The organism is Salipiger sp. ABF4_146, from assembly GCF_056161345.1.
Genome location: NZ_JBSWYX010000024.1, coordinates 26,664 through 43,496 on the forward strand (window position 1 = coordinate 26,664; position 16,833 = coordinate 43,496).

The following is a 16,833-nucleotide window of genomic DNA, read 5'->3' on the forward strand; positions in this document are numbered from 1 at the left end:
TCAGCCTTTCGTCTTGTCATCGCGGCGCCTGCGGGCGCCGCTCATCAGCGCGGTGCCGGCGAGAACGGGGGCAAGCCCCGAAATCACCAGCCCGGTGGCATAGCCTTCGGTGGCGGCGAACACGGTCTGGATCAGCACGGGGCAGAGGACATAGCCGCTGAAGAGGACGAAGGTCCCCGCGGCGGTGATCTCTCCCACGCGGTCCTCGGGGGCGGTTTCGGCCAGCCCGGTCAGGAAGACCCCGTTCCAGGAAATCACCGTGATCCCGGCCAGAACCGAGAGCAGGACGATCCAGGACACCGGGCTGTTCGGGCCGATAGTGGCCAGCAGCGCCATGGTGATGCCCGAGACGAAGCACAGCCCCGAGAGTGCGCGCACCGGATCGCCGATCCGGTCCGAGAGCCAGCCCATGGTGATCCGCCCGGCAACGCCCGCGCCCTGCAGGAGCGCGAAGCCCGCCCCGGCGGCGGCCAGCGACCAGCCCGCGTGGTCGGACAGGAAGACGGCATAGAAGGCCATCAGGATGCCCTGCGCCACGCCGAGGCAGAAGCCCGCCGCAGTCAGCAGCCGCAACTGGCGGTCGCACATCAGCAGGGCGATCAGCCGCATCGGCGCAAGCGCGAGGTCGCGGAATGGCAGGGCGCGGGTCGGCGGCGGGCTGTCGTCCATCGCGCCCTTCCAGAGCGCGAGTGCCGCGGCAGAGCCGAGCGCCAGCACGCAGGCGGTGATCATCGCCGCGGGCACGTCGCCGAAATGCAGCGCCACGAAGGGCAGCAGCAGCCCGGCGGCCAGACCGCCAAGCGGCACACCCGCCTGTTTCACCGAGAAGATCGTCGCGCGCCGGGCCTTGGGCACCACCTTCATCAGCAGGTCCGCGCCTGCGGGCGTTGCGGTGCCATAGCCCAGACCGATCACGAAACTGGCCAGCAGCATCGCCTCCCACCGGTAGAAGAGGCAGAAGAGCAGCGCTGCCGCCGAGGTGACGCACCCTAGTTGCAGCTGTTGCAACGAGGAGAAGCGCACCAGCGCCGTCGGCCCCCAGAGGAAGAAGCACATGGAGCCGAAGGCCGCCGCCGAGGACAGCTGCCCCACCGCCTCGGGCGGGACGCCGCTGGCCTGTGTCAGGGGCATCCCCAGTAGGGGCAGCACCCGGATCATCAGGGCCAGCACCGCCTGCACAAGGGTGACGGTCAACACGATGGGCACCCACGAGGGTGCGGTGGCGGTGCGGACGTCTGTCATTGCGGCTCCTTCAGGTGCGCTCACCGGCGGCGGGTCGAATCACCCATTGGAAACCGTCGATCTTGATGTCTTCGCCGGTCACGAAACAGGGCTCGGAGAGGCAGAGGAAGGCCACGACCTGCGCGACGTCGGCAGGGGTGCCGGTGCGGCCCAGCGAGATGCCGGCCTCCAGCTCCGCCTTGCGGGCGCGGATCAGGTCGTTGGACCGTTCCGGCTCGATGATACCGGGACAGACGGCATTGACCAGAACATAGGGCGACATTTCCTTCGCAAGGGCCTTGGTCATGCCCAAAAGTCCGGCCTTTGCCGTGGTATAGGCGAATTTCGAGACGGCCGATGTGACGCCGCCGGTATAGGCGTTCAGCGAGGACATCATGACGATCCGCCCGGCCTGCGCCTGCATCATCCCCGGGGCAACCGCGCGGGTCCAGTTGAAGGCGCCTTTGAGGTTGATCGCGATGGTGCGGTCGAAGCTCTCCTCGGTGATCTCGCAGATGCCGTCGGTGTTCGACTTGCCCGCGTTGTTGACCAGAACGGCGATGGGGCCGGTCTGGGCCTCGACCTCGGCCGCGATCTCCTGCGCGCGGGCGAAATCGGCCACGTCGGCGACATAGGTGCGACAGGTCCGGCCCATGGCCTCGACCTCGGCCTTGGTGTTGGCGAGGTCCTCGGGGACCAGGTCGGCCAGAACCATGTCACAGCCCTGCCGGGCCAGTTCATGGGCGCAGCCGCGGCCGATGCCGCGACCGCCGCCGGTGACGATGGCTGTCTTGCTCATGCGGGGGTACTTTCCTTGGATGTGGGGACGGGCGGGAAGACCTCGCCCGCGAAATGGCAGGCGACGGTCTGGGCGCCCACGGTGCGGTCGGCGGGGTCATCCTGCCGGCAGATCGGCTTCACATGGGGGCAGCGGCCCTGGAACCGGCAGCCTGGCGGCAGGTTCGAGGCATCCGCCGGTTCGCCCTCAAGCCAGAAGTTCTCGGTCACGCGGGGGCCGTTGACCTTGGGAATCGCGGCCAACAGCGACTGCGTATAGGGGTGCTTAGGGCTGTCCATCAGCTCCTCCACCGGGCCCACCTCGACGATCCGGCCAAGGTACATCACCGCCACCCGGTGACACATGAGCCGCACCACCGAGAGGTCGTGCGAGATGAAGATGTAGGTCAGGTCGAAGGTCTCGCGCAGGTCGCGGAAGAGCCGCAGCACCGTCGCCTGCACCGACACGTCGAGGCCCGCCGTCGGCTCGTCGAGGATCACGACCTCGGGGTTCAGCATCAGGATGCGGGCAAGGCCCACGCGGCGCTGCTGCCCGCCCGAGATCTCATGCGGGAAGAGGTCCGCGTGACCGGCTGGCAGCCCGACCGAGGTCAGGATCTCACTCACCTTGGCCAGCCGCTCCCTGCGGGGCAAGTCGGTGTGGATGATCAGCGGCTCTTCCAGCGATTTTCCGATCTTCCAGCGCGGATCGAGCGAGGCGCCGGGGTCCTGATAGGCATATTGCAGGCGGCGGCGCAGGGCGCGCGCCTCGCGCGGGGTACGGCCCGCGATCTCCTTGCCCTCGAAGGTGATGGAGCCGGAGGTGGGCGCCTGAATGCCCATCAGCGTCTTGCCGAGCGTGGACTTGCCGCAGCCGGATTCCCCCACCAGGCCGAGGATTTCCCCCTGCGCGAGGTCGAAGCCGACCCCGTCGAGGGCCTTGATCTCGCCCAGCTTGCAGGCGAAGGGGCCGCGGATCGGGAAGCGGACCGTCAGGTCCGATACGGTCAGGATCGGGGCGTCTGTCATGTCTGCACCTCCTTCAGCGGGGTAGCGGGTGTGGTCTGGAACTGCGGATGGGCGCAGCGCACCACATGGGCCGGCCCGGCTAGGTCGGGCGCGGGACGAATGCGGCAGGCCTCGGTCGCCCGGTCGCAGCGGGTCTGGAACCGGCAGCCCGGCGGTGGCGCGTAGAAGCTGGGCAACTCGCCGGGGATGCCGGTCATGCCGCCGCCGCCCTCGGGCAGCGAGGCCAGCAGCTTGGCGGTGTAGGGATGCGTCGGGCGGTTGAAGAACTCGGCCACAGGGGCGGCCTCCACGTCCTGGCCGGCGTACATCACGGTGATTCGGTCGCAGATCTCGTAGGCCGAGCCGAGGTCATGGGTCGTCAGCATCACCGCCACCCCCCGGTCGTTTGCGAGATTGCGCAGCAGGCCGAGGATCTGCGCCTGAATCGTCACGTCCAGCGCGGTGGTCGGCTCGTCCGCGATGATCAGGTCAGGTTCGGGCAGCAGGGCCATGGCGATCATCAGCCGTTGCCGCTGTCCGCCCGAGACCTCGTGCGGGTATTTCTTCAGCAGCTGTTCGGGCCGGGGCAGCTGAACAAGGTTCAGCATCTCCATGATCTTCTCGCGGTCCGCCTTGCGCCGGGCGAGGGGGTAGGGCGTCAGCAGGGTCGGCGCACGCGACGGGCCCACGGGGCGGCGCGGCGACTTCCACTTCATCAGCTCCTCGATCTGCTGGCCGATGGTGAAGACCGGGTTCAGCGAGGTGAAGGGATCCTGCGGGATGAAGGTCACCCGGCGGCCGCGGACGGCCTGCTGCTGCACGCCCTGTGCGGCATCCAGCATGTCGATGCCGTCGAAGCGGATGCGCCCGCCGCGGATCTCCAGCGCGTGGCGCGGCAGCACGCCGAGAATGGCACTGGCCAGCGTGGTCTTGCCACAGCCGCTTTCGCCCACGAGGCCCATGATCTCGCCCCGCTTCATGGTCATGTTGGCGCCGTCGAGGATATGGGCAAAGCCCCCATCCCCGCGGAACCCGAGGGACAGGCCCTCGACGGTCAGGAGCGCGTCGGTCATCGGCTTCCCTTTCTCAGTTTCGGGTCGAGGATGTCGCGCAAGCCATCGCCCAGCAGGTTGAAGCCCATGACGACCAGGAAGATCGCAAGGCCGGGGGCGGCGGCATACCACCAGGCTTCCGGCAGGAACTCGCGCGCCTCGGAAATGGTCCGGCCCCATTCCGGTGTCGGTGGCGGCGCGCCAAGGCCGAGGAAGCCGAGGGCGGCGGCGGTGAGGATCGTGGCCCCCATGCCGATCGAGGTCCGCACGATGATGGCGGAGGCGGTGTTGGGCAGGATATGCAGCACCATCACCCGCCAGTCAGAGGCACCAAGCGCGAGGGCGGCCTCGACGAAGGTCTGCGCCTTGAGCGACTTCGTCTCGGCGTAGACGAGGCGGGCCCAGAACGGCCAGTAGGTCAGCGACAGTGCGAGGATGACGTTCTCGACCGAGGGTCCGAGGGTCTGCGCGATGGCGATGGCCAGCACGATCTGCGGCACGGCAAGGAAGATGTCCGAGGTCCGCATCAGGAACCCGCCCGGGAAGCCGCCATAATAGCCTGCGATCAGCCCGATGGGCACGCCGATCCCGACCGAGACGCCCACGGCGATGACCGCGATGGTGATGGTGATCCGCGCCCCGAAGAGGATGCGCGAGAAGACGTCCGACCCCATCCTGTCGGTGCCGAAGAGGTGGTCAGCCGAGGGCGGTTGCAGCCGTTCCGTCAGGTGGAAGGCGGTGACGTCCTCAGGGTAGGGGGCCAGCACGGGCGCAAAGATCGCGACGAGGATCAGGCCGAGGATGAGGGCGGCCCCGATGGTTGCGGCCCGGTCCGCCAGAAGCCGTTTCAGAGCGGTCATTTCAGGGTCCTCGGGTCGATGAAGGTGTGGATGATGTCGACGAGGAGGTTCACGCCGATGAAGACGACGCCGACGATGATCGAGAAGCCGAGGATCGCCTTGGTGTCCGATTGCAGGATCGACTGCACCGCGTAAGTGCCAAGGCCCGGCCAGTCAAAGACCGCCTCGACCACCACGGCGCCCGCAAAGAGCGTGCCGAAGATCAGGCCGATCTGGGTGACGGTGGAAATCAGCGCGTTACGCAGCACGTATTTCCACGTGATCAGCGTCGTCGGGAACCCCATGGCCCGTTCGTAGAGCACGAAGTTGGAGTTGATCACCTCCAGCACGCCGGCGCGGGTGAAGCGCACCAGCGTGGCAGCTGCCGGAAGGGCCAGCGTGATCGCGGGCAGTAGCATGTGATGCAGCGTGTCCCAGAACGAGGCCCAATCCCCGGTCAGCACCGAGTCGAGCAGGTAGAAGCCGGTGATCTCCTCCGGTCCCCAGCCGGCGATCCGGCCGTTGAGCGGGGTCCAGCCCAGCTTCGTCGAGAAGTACATCTGAAGCTCCATCGCCAGCCAGAAGCTGGCCACGGCGAGGCCCGAGACCGAGAGCACCCGTAGGGTCTGGTCGATCATGGAATTGCGCTTCACCGCCGAGATGACGCCGAGCGGCACGCCGAGCCCGATGGCGAGGACCATGGCGGCCATGGTCAACTCCAGCGTGGCTGGCAGCCGGTGCAGAAGGTCCTCGGAGATCGCACGCTGGGTATAGAGGCTCTTGCCGAGGTCCCCTGTGGCGAGGTCGGCGACATAGCGTCCGAATTGGACGAAGATCGGCTGGTCCAGCCCCATTTCGGCGCGCAGCGCCTGCACCTGTGCTTCGGTCGCGTTCTCGCCCGCGATGATCCGCGCCGGGTCGGTCGGGATCACGTTCGAGATGAAGAAGACCACGAAGACGAGGCCGAAGAGGGTGGGAATGAACCAGACGAGGCGGGACAGGATGAGTTCCAGTCTGCGCATGGAGGAAGCTCCGATCGGGCTGGGAAGGTCTTGCTGGGTGAAGAGGGCGGGGCGCCGCCGCCGGGAGAAAGCCCGCGGCGCCCCGGTCAGGTCCCCCAGTCAGGCCCCCCGGAAGGGGCCGTCAGAGGGGGCATCAGAGGGGATCACTCCTCGAGGTAGGCCCACCGCATGTCCTGGCCGTTGCCGACCGGGCAGAAACGGACGTTCTTCACGTTGGAGGCATAGGGGCCGAACCACTTGGTGTTGTAGATCCAGATACCGGCCGCATCCTCGTAGATCTGCTTGGTGGCATCCGAGTAGAGCTCGGCGCGGGCGTCCTGATCGGTGATTACCAGCGCCTTCTCCAGCATCTCGTCCACGGCGTCGTTGTGGTAGGACGACACGTTCCGCGTGGGGGCATAGCGCGAGGCATAGAGCTCACCCACCCAGTTATTCGGATCGACGTAATAGGTCGACTTCCAGTAGGGCACCATGTCGGGCATCGTGTCCGGGTTCTGCATCGCCGAGGAGATCACCGGCCAGGGCGAGCTCTCGATCTCGACCTCGATGCCGAGCTGCGAGAGCCCGTTCTGCATTAGCGCCGCGGCCTGTTCCGTTTCCGAGAAGCCGGCCAGCGTGCCGATCTTGATCGTGCGGACCTCGTCGCCATGGTCGGCCTTGTAGGCGTCGAGAAATTCCTTGGCCTTCTCGAGATCGTAGTCGTAGCCAGGCACATCCGGTGCGCCCCAGAGGTTGCCCGGCATGATCGTGGGGTTGCGGGCGACGGTGCCCTGCATGATCTCGTTGATGTAGCCGTCGTAGTCGAAGGCATGCACCATCGCCATGCGGAAGTTCTTGTCGTCCAGCGGCGCGCGGCCGTTGTGCATCGCGATGTGGAACACGCGCATCGATTCTTCCTCGATGATCTGCACGTCCTCGTCGGCGCTCAGGCGATCCACCTGGTCGGGCGCAAGGTAGCCGTCGAGGCCCTGGTAATCGCCGCGCATCAGGCCCTGGATCCGGGTGTTGGTCTCCAGAACGGTGCGGAACTCGATCTCGTCGAAGTACTTCTCGCCCCAGCCGGCAAAGTGATCGGCAAAGCGTTCGCCGATGAAGCCGCGCGCCGGGTCATAGCGTTGCAGCATGTAGGAGCCAGAGCCCGCGACGTGGTCGATCATGTAGGCCTGGCCCCAGTCGCCATCGACCTCGTTTTCCTGCACCAGCGTCGAGTTCACCACGAGGATGTCGGGCACCAGCGCCGCGAAGATCGCCGAGGGTTCCTTGAGGGTGAAGGTGACGGTGTATTCGTCCACCGCCTCGGTCATGCCGGGATCGATCATCGGCAGGAAGAGCGAACCGGCCCCCCGCTTCAGCTCCAGCATCCGCTCGAAGGAATAGACGACATCCTCGGCGGTCATCTTGGTGCCGTCGTGGAAGGTCACGTCGTCGCGCAGGTTGAAGGTCCAGGTCAGGCCGTCCTCGGAGACCGAGTGATCGGTGGCCAGCCACGGGATCAGTTGCGGGGGATTGTCCACCCAGCGGTAGAGCCCGTCGTAGAAGTTGAGCCGCGACGCCACGCGGGCCACGTCGCGCACGGTGTGCGGATCGAGCGTGTCATAGGAGGAGTTGTTGGCATGGACGTAGCGATCCTGGGCCGCACCCAGGGTCGGAGTCATCAGCGCAAGTGCGGAGCACAGCGCCAGAACGTGATGTTTCATGGCGTTTATCTCTCTGTTGGTTGACGTTGATTTGTTCTCTTTGTCTTGGCCGCACCGGGGAGGGACCGGGACGGCAAGGACCCGTGCGGGGCCGCGTGGGGATGACGGGGCGGGCTCAGCCGTTGGCCTTCACCCAGTCCACGATCTCGGCATGGGTGGCGAACCAGACGTCGCCCTTTGCCTTTGCCAGCTTGATCAGCTCTTCGAAGATCCAGACCCGCGACCGGTAGCCGGTGATGTGCGGATGCATCGTGAGCTGGAAAATCCCACCCTCGGCGTAGGCGGCTTCGAACTCCTTCGAGAAGATGTCGAAGACGGCCTCGGGCGGGGTGTAGGGCCGCAGCGCCGAGAAGCGGTTCATGTTGAAGTAGACGGCGTCGTCGCGGTTCCACTCGACGGGCAGTTCCACCACGCCGGTGTCCGCGCCATCGAGCAGCAGCCGGTAGCAATCCACATCCGCCATGAGCGAGCTGTCATAGGCCAGCTCCATGTCGCGGGTGATTTCCAGCGTGGCTTGCGAGAAATCCCACGACGGCGTGCGGATGCCCACCGGGCGCGCGCCGCTGATCTTTTCCAGCATGTCGGCCGAGCGCATCTGAAGATCGCGTTCCACCGGCTCGGGCAGGACCGAGTTGCGTTCGTGGATCCAGCCGTGGATGCCGACCTCGTGGCCCTCGGCCACGAACATGCGGGTCTCCTCGGGGTAGAGCTGCGCCACCACGGCGGGGACATAGAAACTGGCCTTGATGTCCTGGCGGCGGATGATCTCCATGATCCGGGGGATGCCCTGCCGGTTGCCGTACTGGCCGCGGCTCATGGCACCGATGGACTTGCCACCGTCGCGCAGCTCGTTCGTCTCGTGGTCCACGTCGAAGGACATGGCGACGGCGCATTTGGCGCCACCGGGCCAGGTGGCGGGCTTGAGGCTTTGACCGGCGCGCACGCGATCGACCTTGCCGCGCCAGACCTCTTCAGGCCATTCCCAGGGGTTTTCGGATATGCTCATGATTTCAGGTCCTTAGGGGAAGGGATGGCCGGAAACGGGCAATACCTGCCCGGTGATGAACCCCGCCCGGTCCGAGGCGAGGAAGGCGCAGGCGGCGGCGATGTCGGCGGGCTCACCTAGACGGCGCATGGCGATGTTCTCGACCATGCGTTTCTGGCCCTCTTCGCCGTAGCTCGCCCATTGCTTTTCATAGTCGGGCGAGGTGCGCAGGAAGCCCGGCGCGACGGAGTTCACGGTGATCCCGAAGGGCCCCAGCTCCAGCGCCATCTGGCGGGTCAGGCCGATGAGCCCGTGCTTGGCCGAGCAGTAGGACTGGATGCCGGTCAGGCTGGGTTTCAGCCCCGCACCGGAGGAGATCGTCACGATCCGGCCCGAGCCGCGCGCCTTCATTGCCGGAATCACGGCTCGGATCAGGTTGAAGGCCGACATGACATTGCCGTCATAGATAGACATCCATTCTTCGTCCGTGACCTCTTCCAACGGTTTTTTGGTGTTGCCGCGCACGCCGCCGGCGGAATTCACCACCACGTCGGGGACCAGATCGCCAAAGCGGGCCTTGACCGCTTCGAAATCGCCAAGGTCGATCACCTCCGTCTCGACACCCGGATGGTCGGCGGCGAAGGCGGCCAGATCGTCGCCAAGGATATCTGCGGCCACGACGCGCGCACCTGCCGCGGCGAATTCGGCCGCGATGCCCGCCCCGATGCCGCGGGCGGCCCCGGTCACGAGGACGGTCTGGCCGGAGAAGTCGAAGCTGATCATTCCGCCGCCTCCTGCACCTGCATCGACCGGGCGAGGCCGGGCACGCGGGTTTTCACGGCTTCCACGGCCTCCCAGACCTCGCTGCCGTCGCCCTTGCGGGCTTTCGCGGGCAGGGCGTCGATCCGGTCGAAGACCTCGCGCTTGACGAAGTGGCGCCAGTGCACCGGCATCATGGTCAGCGCCTGCGTCAGCGCGGCGTAGTTGGCATCGGTCCAGATCGCCTCGTAGGCGCGGCGGCTCTCGTTGTAGCTGAAGGTCGTGGGGGCCGGGGCCACGTGGGCGTCGCGCAGGGCCTTGGTGGCGGGGCCGTCCAGCACGCCCTCGCGGTCCACGACGACGCCATAGCTCGCCTTGGCCTTCTCGGGTGTGACCGAGCCGCGCAGCACGTCGCGCACCACCAGCTCCACTGGCCGGGCGAAGGGATTGCCATAGCCTGCGCCGCCGCCCGAGGTCAGGTTGAAGATGTCGCCCGGCCCCATGGTCACCACGTCGGTATTGCCGAGGTTGATCTCCTCGCCCTTGGGCGTCACGCGTGTGAAGAACGAGGGCGCACCGGGCTGCCCGCCCGAGCCGCCCCAGGCAGCAAAGATCGTGCGGTCGCGGTTGCGCGCGGTGATCACGGTGTCCGGGGTGAAGACCTCGACCTCCAGTTCGGTCGCCATGCCGCCTCGTGCGGTGCCGGGGCCGCCGCTGTCGGGCACGAGGCCATAGCGGCGGAACTTGATCGGCACCTCGACCTCGTTGATCTCGACCGGGGTGTTCTTGAGGAAGGCCGAGTTGGCCCCGGAGCCGTCGGTGCCATCGCCAAGCGCCGAGCCGCCCGCGCCGCCGGTCACCGGGTCGATCGAGGCCATGGAGAGCTTGCCGCTGGCGGCGTCGAAGGTCTTGACGTTCACGATCCCGCCGCCGCCCGCCGCGCCCACGGGCAGACGGTCCGGGGCGGCGGCGTGGAACGCCCCCATGATGACCCCCTGCAGCCGCCCGCAGGTGAGCGAGCGCATCCCGACTGCAGCGGGGTACTGGGGATTGAGCACCGTGCCCTCGGGCACGACGCAAGTCGCCGCCCTGAGGATGCCGCCGTTCAGCGGGATCGACGGGTCGAGCGTGTAGAGACAGTAGTTGTAGCCCACCATCAGCAGGATGTGCCGGGGGTTGCCCCCGGTGGGCATGTTGAGCGCGGATTTCAGCTGTGGGTCGGAGCCGGTGAAGTCCATGATGACCTCGTCGCCGCGCACCTTCAGCGTCAGCTCCAGCCGCACCGGCACGCCGCCCGGCCCGTCCTCGTCAAGGTAGTCGACAAAGCGGTGGTCGCCATCGAGCAGGCCCGAGATCACGGCACGCGCGCGCGCCTCGCCCACGTCCAGCAGGTCCTCGATGCCGTTCTTCACGGTCTCGACGCCGAACTTGCGGATCATCTCGTGCATCTTGGCTTCGCCGGTGTTCACGGCGGCGATCTGCGCGTTCAGGTCGCCCCGGTTCTGATCGGGCATGCGGACGTTCAGCATCATTGTCTCGATCAGCTGTTCGTTCATCACGCCGCGGCTGATCAGCTTGGTGGGGCGGAAGCGGATGCCCTCCTGATGGACCTCGGTGTTGGCCCGCGACAGCGAGGCGGGCACCGCGCCGCCCATGTCGGTGTTGTGGATATGGCCGACGGCAAAGGCGATGATCTCGCCCTCCCAGAAGATCGGCTTCCAGATGTGCATGTCCGGCGTATGGGTGCAGACGAAGCCCGAGTAGGGGTCGTTCGTAACGCAGATGTCGCCCTCCTCGTAGTCGTCGATCATCTCCAGCGCACCCTTGTAATCAAGGCCGATGAACCACGTGGCGCCAAGGTCGCGGGGGCTGGCGAAGGTCATGCCCGAGGGCGTGACGAGGCCGGTGGTGAAATCCTCGGTCTCTTTTACGAAGGTGGAATGCGCGGTGCGGAAGAGCGTGAAGGCCATGCTTTCGGCCACGGCCTGCGCGTGGTTTTCCAGCACTTTGAGGGTGACGGGATTAGTTCGCATCGGCGGTCTCCGCGAGGGTGAGGATCAGGTTGCCATGGCCATCGACCTCGCCGCTGAATCCGGCGGGCACGATGGTGGTGGTGTCATCCTGCGCGATCACGCAGGGGCTGACGAAGGTGGCACCGGGCGTCAGGTCGGTCCGCGTGAAAAGCGGCACCTCGCGGCGTGCGCCGTCCAGCCAGGCCGACATGCTGGCCTGCGCCGTCACCGTCTTCGGCTGGGGCGTGCTGCGCGGAAGGGTCGGCTTGGCCGAATGGCCGGTCACCACGAGATTGATGGCGATGATCTGGATCGGCGCCTCGGGGTCGGCATGGCCATAGAGGCGGCGGTGCTCGGCGTGGAAGGCCTCCGCCACCGGGGTGATGTCGGCCTTGGCCAGCGTGGCGGGATCGATGGGCACCTCGATCTCGAAGCTCTGCCCGCGGTAGCGCATCTCGCCCGAGGCGTGGAAGACGGGCGTGCCCTCGTAATGCTGTTCCTCGACCATCCAGCGGCGGGCCTTTTCGGTCAGCCGGGCGACGGTCTCGCCCATGCGCGGGGCATTGGCGGGGGCGAGGTCGTAATAGGCGGTTTCGGTAAAGTCGTTGCGCACGTCCGCCGTCAGCCCGCCAAGCGCCGAAAGAACGCCGGGGGAGGGGGGCACGATCACGCGTTTCATCCCGAGGTCGCGGGCAAGGAAGCAGGCCATCATCGGGCCGCCGCCGCCGAAGGCCAGCAGGGAGAACTCGCCCACGTCGATCCCACGGCGCGAACACAGCTTGGAGACCTCGCGGAACATGCCCGAGACGGCAATGCCCACGATCCCCTCGGCGGTTTCCTCCAGCGTGCTGCCAAGGCTGTTGGCCAGCGGCTGGATCACCTCGATGGCCTTGTCCCGGTCGACCGAGACCATGCCATAGCCAAGCGCCGAGAGGTCCAGCAGGCCCAGCGTCACGAAGGCATCGGTGATCGTCGCCTGCGTGCCGCCCCGGCCATAGGCGGCAGGCCCGGGGGTGGAGCCCGCGCTGTCCGGACCCACGGTCAGCATCCCCGCTGCGTCGATCCGCGCGATGGAGCCGCCGCCCTCGCCGATGGAGGTGACCGAGACGGTGGGCACGAAGATCGGGAAATCGCCGACGACCTCGTTCATGCCATAGCCGGGCTGGCCGCCTGTGATGATCGCCACATCCGCCGAGGTGCCGCCGATGTCGAGGCTCAGCACCTTGTCCTCGCCGGCCTCGCGTGCGACGAAGGCCGCGCCGATGACGCCCGCCGCCGTGCCCGAAAGCAGCATCTCGACGCAGGCGGTCTTGCCGACCTCGACCGACATGATGCCGCCATTCGACTTGGTGATCATCGGCTCGGGCGTCACGCCGATGCCCGACAGGGCTTCTTGCAGCGCGCCGAGGTACTGGGACACGCGCGGTTGCACGTAGCCATGGATCACGGCGGTGGAGGAGCGTTCGTATTCCCGGATGATCGGGCGCACCTCGTGCGAGGTGAAGACATGCAGCTCGGGCGCGATTTCGGTGATCAGGCGCTTGGCCTGCTGCTCATGCGCGGGGTTGCGATAGCTGTGCAGGAAGGAGATCACCACGCCCTCGGCCCTGCGCGCCTTGGCCGCCGCCACGGCTGCGCGCAGGCTTTCCTCGTCCAGCGGGCTGTCCACGGTGCCGTCGGCCAGCATCCGTTCCGCCACGCCGAAGACGAGGTCGCGGGTCACCAGCGCTTCGGGCCGGGAGGAGAGCAGGTGGTAGGGATCGGGCATCTTGAGCCGCGCCAGTTCCAGCACGTCGCAGAAGTTCTCGGTGGTGAACATGGCAAGGCGGATGCCCTTGCGCATGATGATCGAGTTGATGCCCACCGTGGTGCCGTGGGTGAAATAGGAGATGTCGCCGGGCGCGATTCCAAAGCGGTCTTCCAGCGCCTTCAGGCCGTCGATGACCTCCTGCCCCGGCTTGTCGGGGGTGGTCAGAACCTTGACGGTGCCCATGCTGCCCGCCGTTTCGTCGAATGCGCAGAAGTCGGCAAAGGTGCCGCCGATGTCTACGCCCACGCGATAACCCATCACGCGTCTCCTTGTGGTGTCAGTGTCTGGTTGTCTTCGGGGCCGGGGCGATAGCCGAGCCGCGTGCTGATCCGGGCGGCGCCCTCCAGTACGGCGGCCAGCATCTCGTCCCGGCGTTGTTCGTAGCGGGCGGTCACGGTGGCCACGTCGATCACGGCCACCACGGTGCCTTCCGCGTTGCGGATCGGGGAGGCGATACCTGCCCCGCCGGTGGCGTATTCGTCGACGATGGTGCCGTAGCCCTCGGCGCGGATCTGCGCGAGTGCGGCCCTGATCGTCGCCTCGTCCGTGGGGGTCAGCTCGTTGAAGGCGCGCAGCTCGGTCCTGGCGAAGTACGCGTCGATCACCTCGTCGGGCTGGAAGGCCAGCAGGACCCGGCCCATCACCGTGCCGTAGCCCGGCAGCGAGGACTGGTCCGAGGCGTCGTAGCGGATCGGCTGGCGGCTGACGGCCTTGGTGACCAGCCGGGCGTTCTGTTCCGGGGTGCGGACGCAGACAAAGACCGTCTCGTTCAACCTGTCGCGCATCTCTTCCACCACGGGGGCCGCGACGGAGGTCAGGAAGCCCTCCAGCCCGCCGACCCAGCCGAAGCCCTGGCGGAAGGTCTCAACGATGGCATAGCGGTCGGCGCTGTCCTTCTTGACGTAGCCGCGCGCCACGAGGGTCGAGAGCAGCCCGTAGGCTGAGGACTTGGGAAAGCCAAGCCGGGCCACCAGCTCGTTCAGGCGCATCGGTTCCGGCTGGCGGGAGAGCAGCTCCAGCACGTCGAGGACCCTTGCGGCGGACTTGACTTGGTTGTTCATGTATGTGAACCCTGTTCGCATCTGTAATCAGTTGACGGAACGGAAGGGCTGTCTGTCAACACCGGTGTGGGTTGCGGCGGCGCGACATCGGCCGCGCACGACCACGGCCACGCCACGGTGCGAGGCACCGCGCGGGGTAGGCTGTCACAGGCCCGTTACATCCAATTGGACGTTGTAGAATTGACCCCAGCGGCATTGCGCCGAAGGGGTGTTTCACGACGCGAAACGCACCCGGGAGAACGCAAAACGGCCCCTCAGGCGGCCGCGAAACTTTTTCTCATATATGCACGGAAGATGAGCATCTGGCCGGGCAGGGGCGCGAATCACGCCCCCCCCGCCCGGTGTCAGGCGAGGCTCAGAGCGCCAGCGGCACGAATGCGACCAGCAGGTAGACTAGGACCAGCACCGCCAGGTAGGGCAGCACGGCGCGGGGGATCCGCTCGATCGGAGGGTCCAAGGTGGTGGAGGCGACGAAGAGGTTGATTGCCACCGAGGGCGTGACCATGCCGATGGCGAGGCCCACCACGCTGATGATGCCGAAGTGCACCGTCCCCAGCCCCAGCTTTGGCGCCAGCGGCAGCAGCATCGGCGTCAGGATGATCTGAGCCAGCCCCTTCGAAGTGCTCCGCTCACGAAGCGTCAAATCCGATAGGATTTCGGCGAACAGGAGGCGAGATCGACTGGCTTGCTGCCGTCCGCGCGTGTCTTGGCCTTGGAATACTTGACGGTCCAGCGCGCGTTCGTGTCCTTTTGCGCCGCCTTGGCGGGCTTGTCCGGCCAGATCTCGGACGCGGTCTTGCCCGCCCTGATTGCCGCCTTCTCAACGTCGGAGTTGCGCTGGCGCGGCGCCGCAATGAGGCTTGCGTCGATGATCTGCCCGGCGCGCGGGATGAAGCCCGCCTGGTTGATCGCGCGGTCGAGTTGCTGGAACAGCGCATCGAACGCGCCGGCTTTGATGAGCGCCTCCCGGAAGTCCCACAGCGTGTTCGCGTCGGGCACGGTATCTGCGATGCCCAGCCCGCAGAAGCGCATCCAGCTGAGCCGGTCCCGAACCATGCGCTCGGTCGCTTCGAGGCTCAGCCCGTGCAGGCTTTGCAACACCAGCATCCTGAACTTCAGCACCACGTCCAACGAGGGCCGGCCGCCCTTGGCGCTGCGCGCTTTGCCGGCCGCGCGTTCCAGGATCGGTCGGAAGCGCTCGAAATCCACCGTGGCGTTCAGGATCTCAAGCGGGTCACCACCCGCCGAGATTTCCGCCAGCCGGTCATCGACACTCCAGAACCCTGCTTGCTTGGCCATGATCCCCTCCACCCATCGCAGGCAGTGAATCACGACGACAGAACATCAGCCAGAGGTTTCCGGAGGTGTCCAGCCTTCAACATGTTGTCAAGCTTGATAGGTTTATCATTGCATCAGTATTCGACAAGCGCCAGCATTTTGGAAGTACATTTTACAAAGGAATATTTAATAATGAATAAGGCATTTCGTTTATTCTGCCTAGGCACCTTCGTTATGTCAGCACATGCGGGAAATGCGCAGCAGTGTGATCATGACTTCTCTAGACCATCGTACAAGACTCGCGGAAGCTACTGTTCTCTTGGTCAATTGGTGTAGGATCAGTACACCGCAAACGAGAAAGACAAATGCGAAGATATTGAAGTCGACCATCTGATATCACTTTATTACGCCTATTCACAGGGGATCTGCGGAAATGAGTTGAGGAATTAGCAAACGATCCACGCAACCTTCGTTTTACTTCAAGGAGCACAAATAGAGCGAAAGGATCAAAGCCGCCCGAGGAGTTCGCATTGTCTTTGAACGACGTTGTTGCTCAAAGGGTGGTGTCCGACGCTGAAGCACTGCGTTCAGCGTATGGCATAAAGCCAATTTCGAATCTGACCAGCACTCAAAAAACCAAACTTCTTGTAGAGGAGCTGGAAGCCAACAAGCTCCAGATAGGTCAGCTGGCGGCGGTCAGCCCTGAAGTTCGCGCACGTACGGTGCGCTACAAAGAACGGCATATGCCTTTAGCGGATGCAGTCGAGGAACATACTACTGCGGTCCGACGACGGCTTGTTGCAAGTGCACAGCGCAATTTCGGCTCCATGCCGGCAGAGGCTCTCCCATGGATTGGAGTGTCAGTAATTCTGGCAGCAACCGCTTGGGAGGTATACGACTTATGCGAGGCGCTAAAGGATAATTACGAATTATCCGTCGCCTTTAACCCAGACTTCCAACTGCCCGGCGATGTCGATCAAGTCTGCGCGACGCAAATCCCAACGCGAGACGAGCTCTTTGAAGAGTTGGCGACTGCCCCAGGAAATATCTGGAAAGGTGCAGCGGAAACCTACTCTGATCTCACATTTTCCATACCCACTTTTTCTGACCTCAAGTCGTATCTAGGTGTGTTTGATACTGCAGTGGATAAGATAGAAGAAGAATCAAGCGAAAACTCTTGGGGCAAGCTTAGGCGAAAATTCGACTTTAATGATGATTCCATTGTAGAAAACTAGGTTACTCGAAATAAGCAGGTTGCTGTGAGTATAATTATCGTCAGGCCTTGGGCTTATCATTTTTTAGATTTTCTGAG

The 16,833-nt window shown here is 65.4% G+C and carries 15 protein-coding genes; 1 reads left to right on the top strand and 14 read right to left on the bottom strand.

Annotated elements, in window-relative coordinates; translation table 11 throughout:
* The 14 genes from ACXAJT_RS23460 to ACXAJT_RS23525 form a co-directional block, all read right to left on the bottom strand.
* Window positions 1–1,242 carry an MFS transporter gene (locus ACXAJT_RS23460; protein WP_475239938.1) on the bottom strand — a complete coding sequence of 414 codons (1,242 nt, stop codon included), beginning with the start codon at window positions 1,240–1,242 and terminating at the stop codon, window positions 1–3.
* Window positions 1,243–1,252: 10 nt separating this feature from the next.
* A complete protein-coding gene (locus ACXAJT_RS23465) occupies window positions 1,253–2,020 on the bottom strand; it encodes an SDR family NAD(P)-dependent oxidoreductase (protein ID WP_475239941.1) in 768 nt (255 codons plus the stop codon).
* A complete protein-coding gene (locus ACXAJT_RS23470; RefSeq protein ID WP_475239943.1) occupies window positions 2,017–3,027 on the bottom strand; it encodes an ABC transporter ATP-binding protein in 1,011 nt (336 codons plus the stop codon). Before ACXAJT_RS23470 ends, ACXAJT_RS23465 begins: the two co-directional genes overlap by 4 nt.
* Complete coding sequence (locus ACXAJT_RS23475; protein WP_475239945.1) at window positions 3,024–4,079, bottom strand: ABC transporter ATP-binding protein; 1,056 nt, start codon at window positions 4,077–4,079, stop codon at window positions 3,024–3,026. The genes ACXAJT_RS23470 and ACXAJT_RS23475 overlap by 4 nt, the downstream gene beginning before the upstream one ends.
* Window positions 4,076–4,918, bottom strand: a complete 843-nt coding sequence (locus tag ACXAJT_RS23480) for an ABC transporter permease (RefSeq protein WP_222493414.1) — start codon at window positions 4,916–4,918, stop codon at window positions 4,076–4,078. Before ACXAJT_RS23480 ends, ACXAJT_RS23475 begins: the two co-directional genes overlap by 4 nt.
* The gene (locus ACXAJT_RS23485; protein WP_475239947.1) at window positions 4,915–5,919 is read right to left on the bottom strand and encodes an ABC transporter permease; all 1,005 of its coding nucleotides are present in this window, start codon (window positions 5,917–5,919) and stop codon (window positions 4,915–4,917) included. Before ACXAJT_RS23485 ends, ACXAJT_RS23480 begins: the two co-directional genes overlap by 4 nt.
* Window positions 5,920–6,062: 143 nt before the next feature.
* Window positions 6,063–7,616 (bottom strand): ABC transporter substrate-binding protein, encoded by a 1,554-nt coding sequence (locus ACXAJT_RS23490; protein ID WP_475239949.1) that lies wholly within the window; start codon window positions 7,614–7,616, stop codon window positions 6,063–6,065.
* A 115-nt stretch (window positions 7,617–7,731) separates the two neighbouring features.
* Window positions 7,732–8,622: a polysaccharide deacetylase family protein gene (locus ACXAJT_RS23495; RefSeq protein WP_475239952.1), complete on the bottom strand. Its 891-nt coding sequence runs from the start codon at window positions 8,620–8,622 to the stop codon at window positions 7,732–7,734.
* A gap of 12 nt (window positions 8,623–8,634) precedes the next feature.
* Window positions 8,635–9,384, bottom strand: coding sequence for an SDR family NAD(P)-dependent oxidoreductase (locus ACXAJT_RS23500; RefSeq protein ID WP_475239955.1), 750 nt, complete (start codon window positions 9,382–9,384; stop codon window positions 8,635–8,637).
* Window positions 9,381–11,393, bottom strand: a complete 2,013-nt coding sequence (locus ACXAJT_RS23505; RefSeq protein ID WP_475239958.1) for a hydantoinase B/oxoprolinase family protein — start codon at window positions 11,391–11,393, stop codon at window positions 9,381–9,383. The genes ACXAJT_RS23500 and ACXAJT_RS23505 overlap by 4 nt, the downstream gene beginning before the upstream one ends.
* Window positions 11,383–13,440 (bottom strand): hydantoinase/oxoprolinase family protein, encoded by a 2,058-nt coding sequence (locus ACXAJT_RS23510; protein WP_475239961.1) that lies wholly within the window; start codon window positions 13,438–13,440, stop codon window positions 11,383–11,385. Before ACXAJT_RS23510 ends, ACXAJT_RS23505 begins: the two co-directional genes overlap by 11 nt.
* Window positions 13,440–14,243, bottom strand: coding sequence for an IclR family transcriptional regulator (locus tag ACXAJT_RS23515; protein ID WP_475239963.1), 804 nt, complete (start codon window positions 14,241–14,243; stop codon window positions 13,440–13,442). Before ACXAJT_RS23515 ends, ACXAJT_RS23510 begins: the two co-directional genes overlap by 1 nt.
* A 355-nt stretch (window positions 14,244–14,598) precedes the next feature.
* Window positions 14,599–14,886 (bottom strand): TRAP transporter large permease subunit, encoded by a 288-nt coding sequence (locus tag ACXAJT_RS23520; protein WP_475239965.1) that lies wholly within the window; start codon window positions 14,884–14,886, stop codon window positions 14,599–14,601.
* The gene (locus tag ACXAJT_RS23525) at window positions 14,883–15,542 is read right to left on the bottom strand and encodes a transposase (protein ID WP_475239968.1); all 660 of its coding nucleotides are present in this window, start codon (window positions 15,540–15,542) and stop codon (window positions 14,883–14,885) included. Before ACXAJT_RS23525 ends, ACXAJT_RS23520 begins: the two co-directional genes overlap by 4 nt.
* Before the next feature lie 509 nt (window positions 15,543–16,051).
* Between ACXAJT_RS23525 and ACXAJT_RS23530 the strand changes: the two genes are divergently transcribed.
* On the top strand, window positions 16,052–16,756 hold the full coding sequence (locus ACXAJT_RS23530; protein WP_475239973.1) for a hypothetical protein: 705 nt from the start codon (window positions 16,052–16,054) through the stop codon (window positions 16,754–16,756).
* Window positions 16,757–16,833: the final 77 nt, after the last annotated feature.

What these genes read in the sequence shown, in the direction of transcription:
- ACXAJT_RS23465 (WP_475239941.1), bottom strand. Translation starts at nt 2,020, where the DNA reads ATGAGCAAGACAGCCATCGTCACCGGCGGCGGTCGCGGCATCGGCCGC.
- ACXAJT_RS23525 (WP_475239968.1), bottom strand. Translation starts at nt 15,542, where the DNA reads ATGGCCAAGCAAGCAGGGTTCTGGAGTGTCGATGACCGGCTGGCGGAA.
- ACXAJT_RS23515 (WP_475239963.1), bottom strand. Translation starts at nt 14,243, where the DNA reads ATGAACAACCAAGTCAAGTCCGCCGCAAGGGTCCTCGACGTGCTGGAG.
- ACXAJT_RS23485 (WP_475239947.1), bottom strand. Translation starts at nt 5,919, where the DNA reads ATGCGCAGACTGGAACTCATCCTGTCCCGCCTCGTCTGGTTCATTCCC.
- ACXAJT_RS23495 (WP_475239952.1), bottom strand. Translation starts at nt 8,622, where the DNA reads ATGAGCATATCCGAAAACCCCTGGGAATGGCCTGAAGAGGTCTGGCGC.
- ACXAJT_RS23510 (WP_475239961.1), bottom strand. Translation starts at nt 13,440, where the DNA reads ATGGGTTATCGCGTGGGCGTAGACATCGGCGGCACCTTTGCCGACTTC.
- ACXAJT_RS23490 (WP_475239949.1), bottom strand. Translation starts at nt 7,616, where the DNA reads ATGAAACATCACGTTCTGGCGCTGTGCTCCGCACTTGCGCTGATGACT.
- ACXAJT_RS23505 (WP_475239958.1), bottom strand. Translation starts at nt 11,393, where the DNA reads ATGCGAACTAATCCCGTCACCCTCAAAGTGCTGGAAAACCACGCGCAG.
- ACXAJT_RS23460 (WP_475239938.1), bottom strand. Translation starts at nt 1,242, where the DNA reads ATGACAGACGTCCGCACCGCCACCGCACCCTCGTGGGTGCCCATCGTG.
- ACXAJT_RS23500 (WP_475239955.1), bottom strand. Translation starts at nt 9,384, where the DNA reads ATGATCAGCTTCGACTTCTCCGGCCAGACCGTCCTCGTGACCGGGGCC.
- ACXAJT_RS23475 (WP_475239945.1), bottom strand. Translation starts at nt 4,079, where the DNA reads ATGACCGACGCGCTCCTGACCGTCGAGGGCCTGTCCCTCGGGTTCCGC.
- ACXAJT_RS23470 (WP_475239943.1), bottom strand. Translation starts at nt 3,027, where the DNA reads ATGACAGACGCCCCGATCCTGACCGTATCGGACCTGACGGTCCGCTTC.
- ACXAJT_RS23480 (WP_222493414.1), bottom strand. Translation starts at nt 4,918, where the DNA reads ATGACCGCTCTGAAACGGCTTCTGGCGGACCGGGCCGCAACCATCGGG.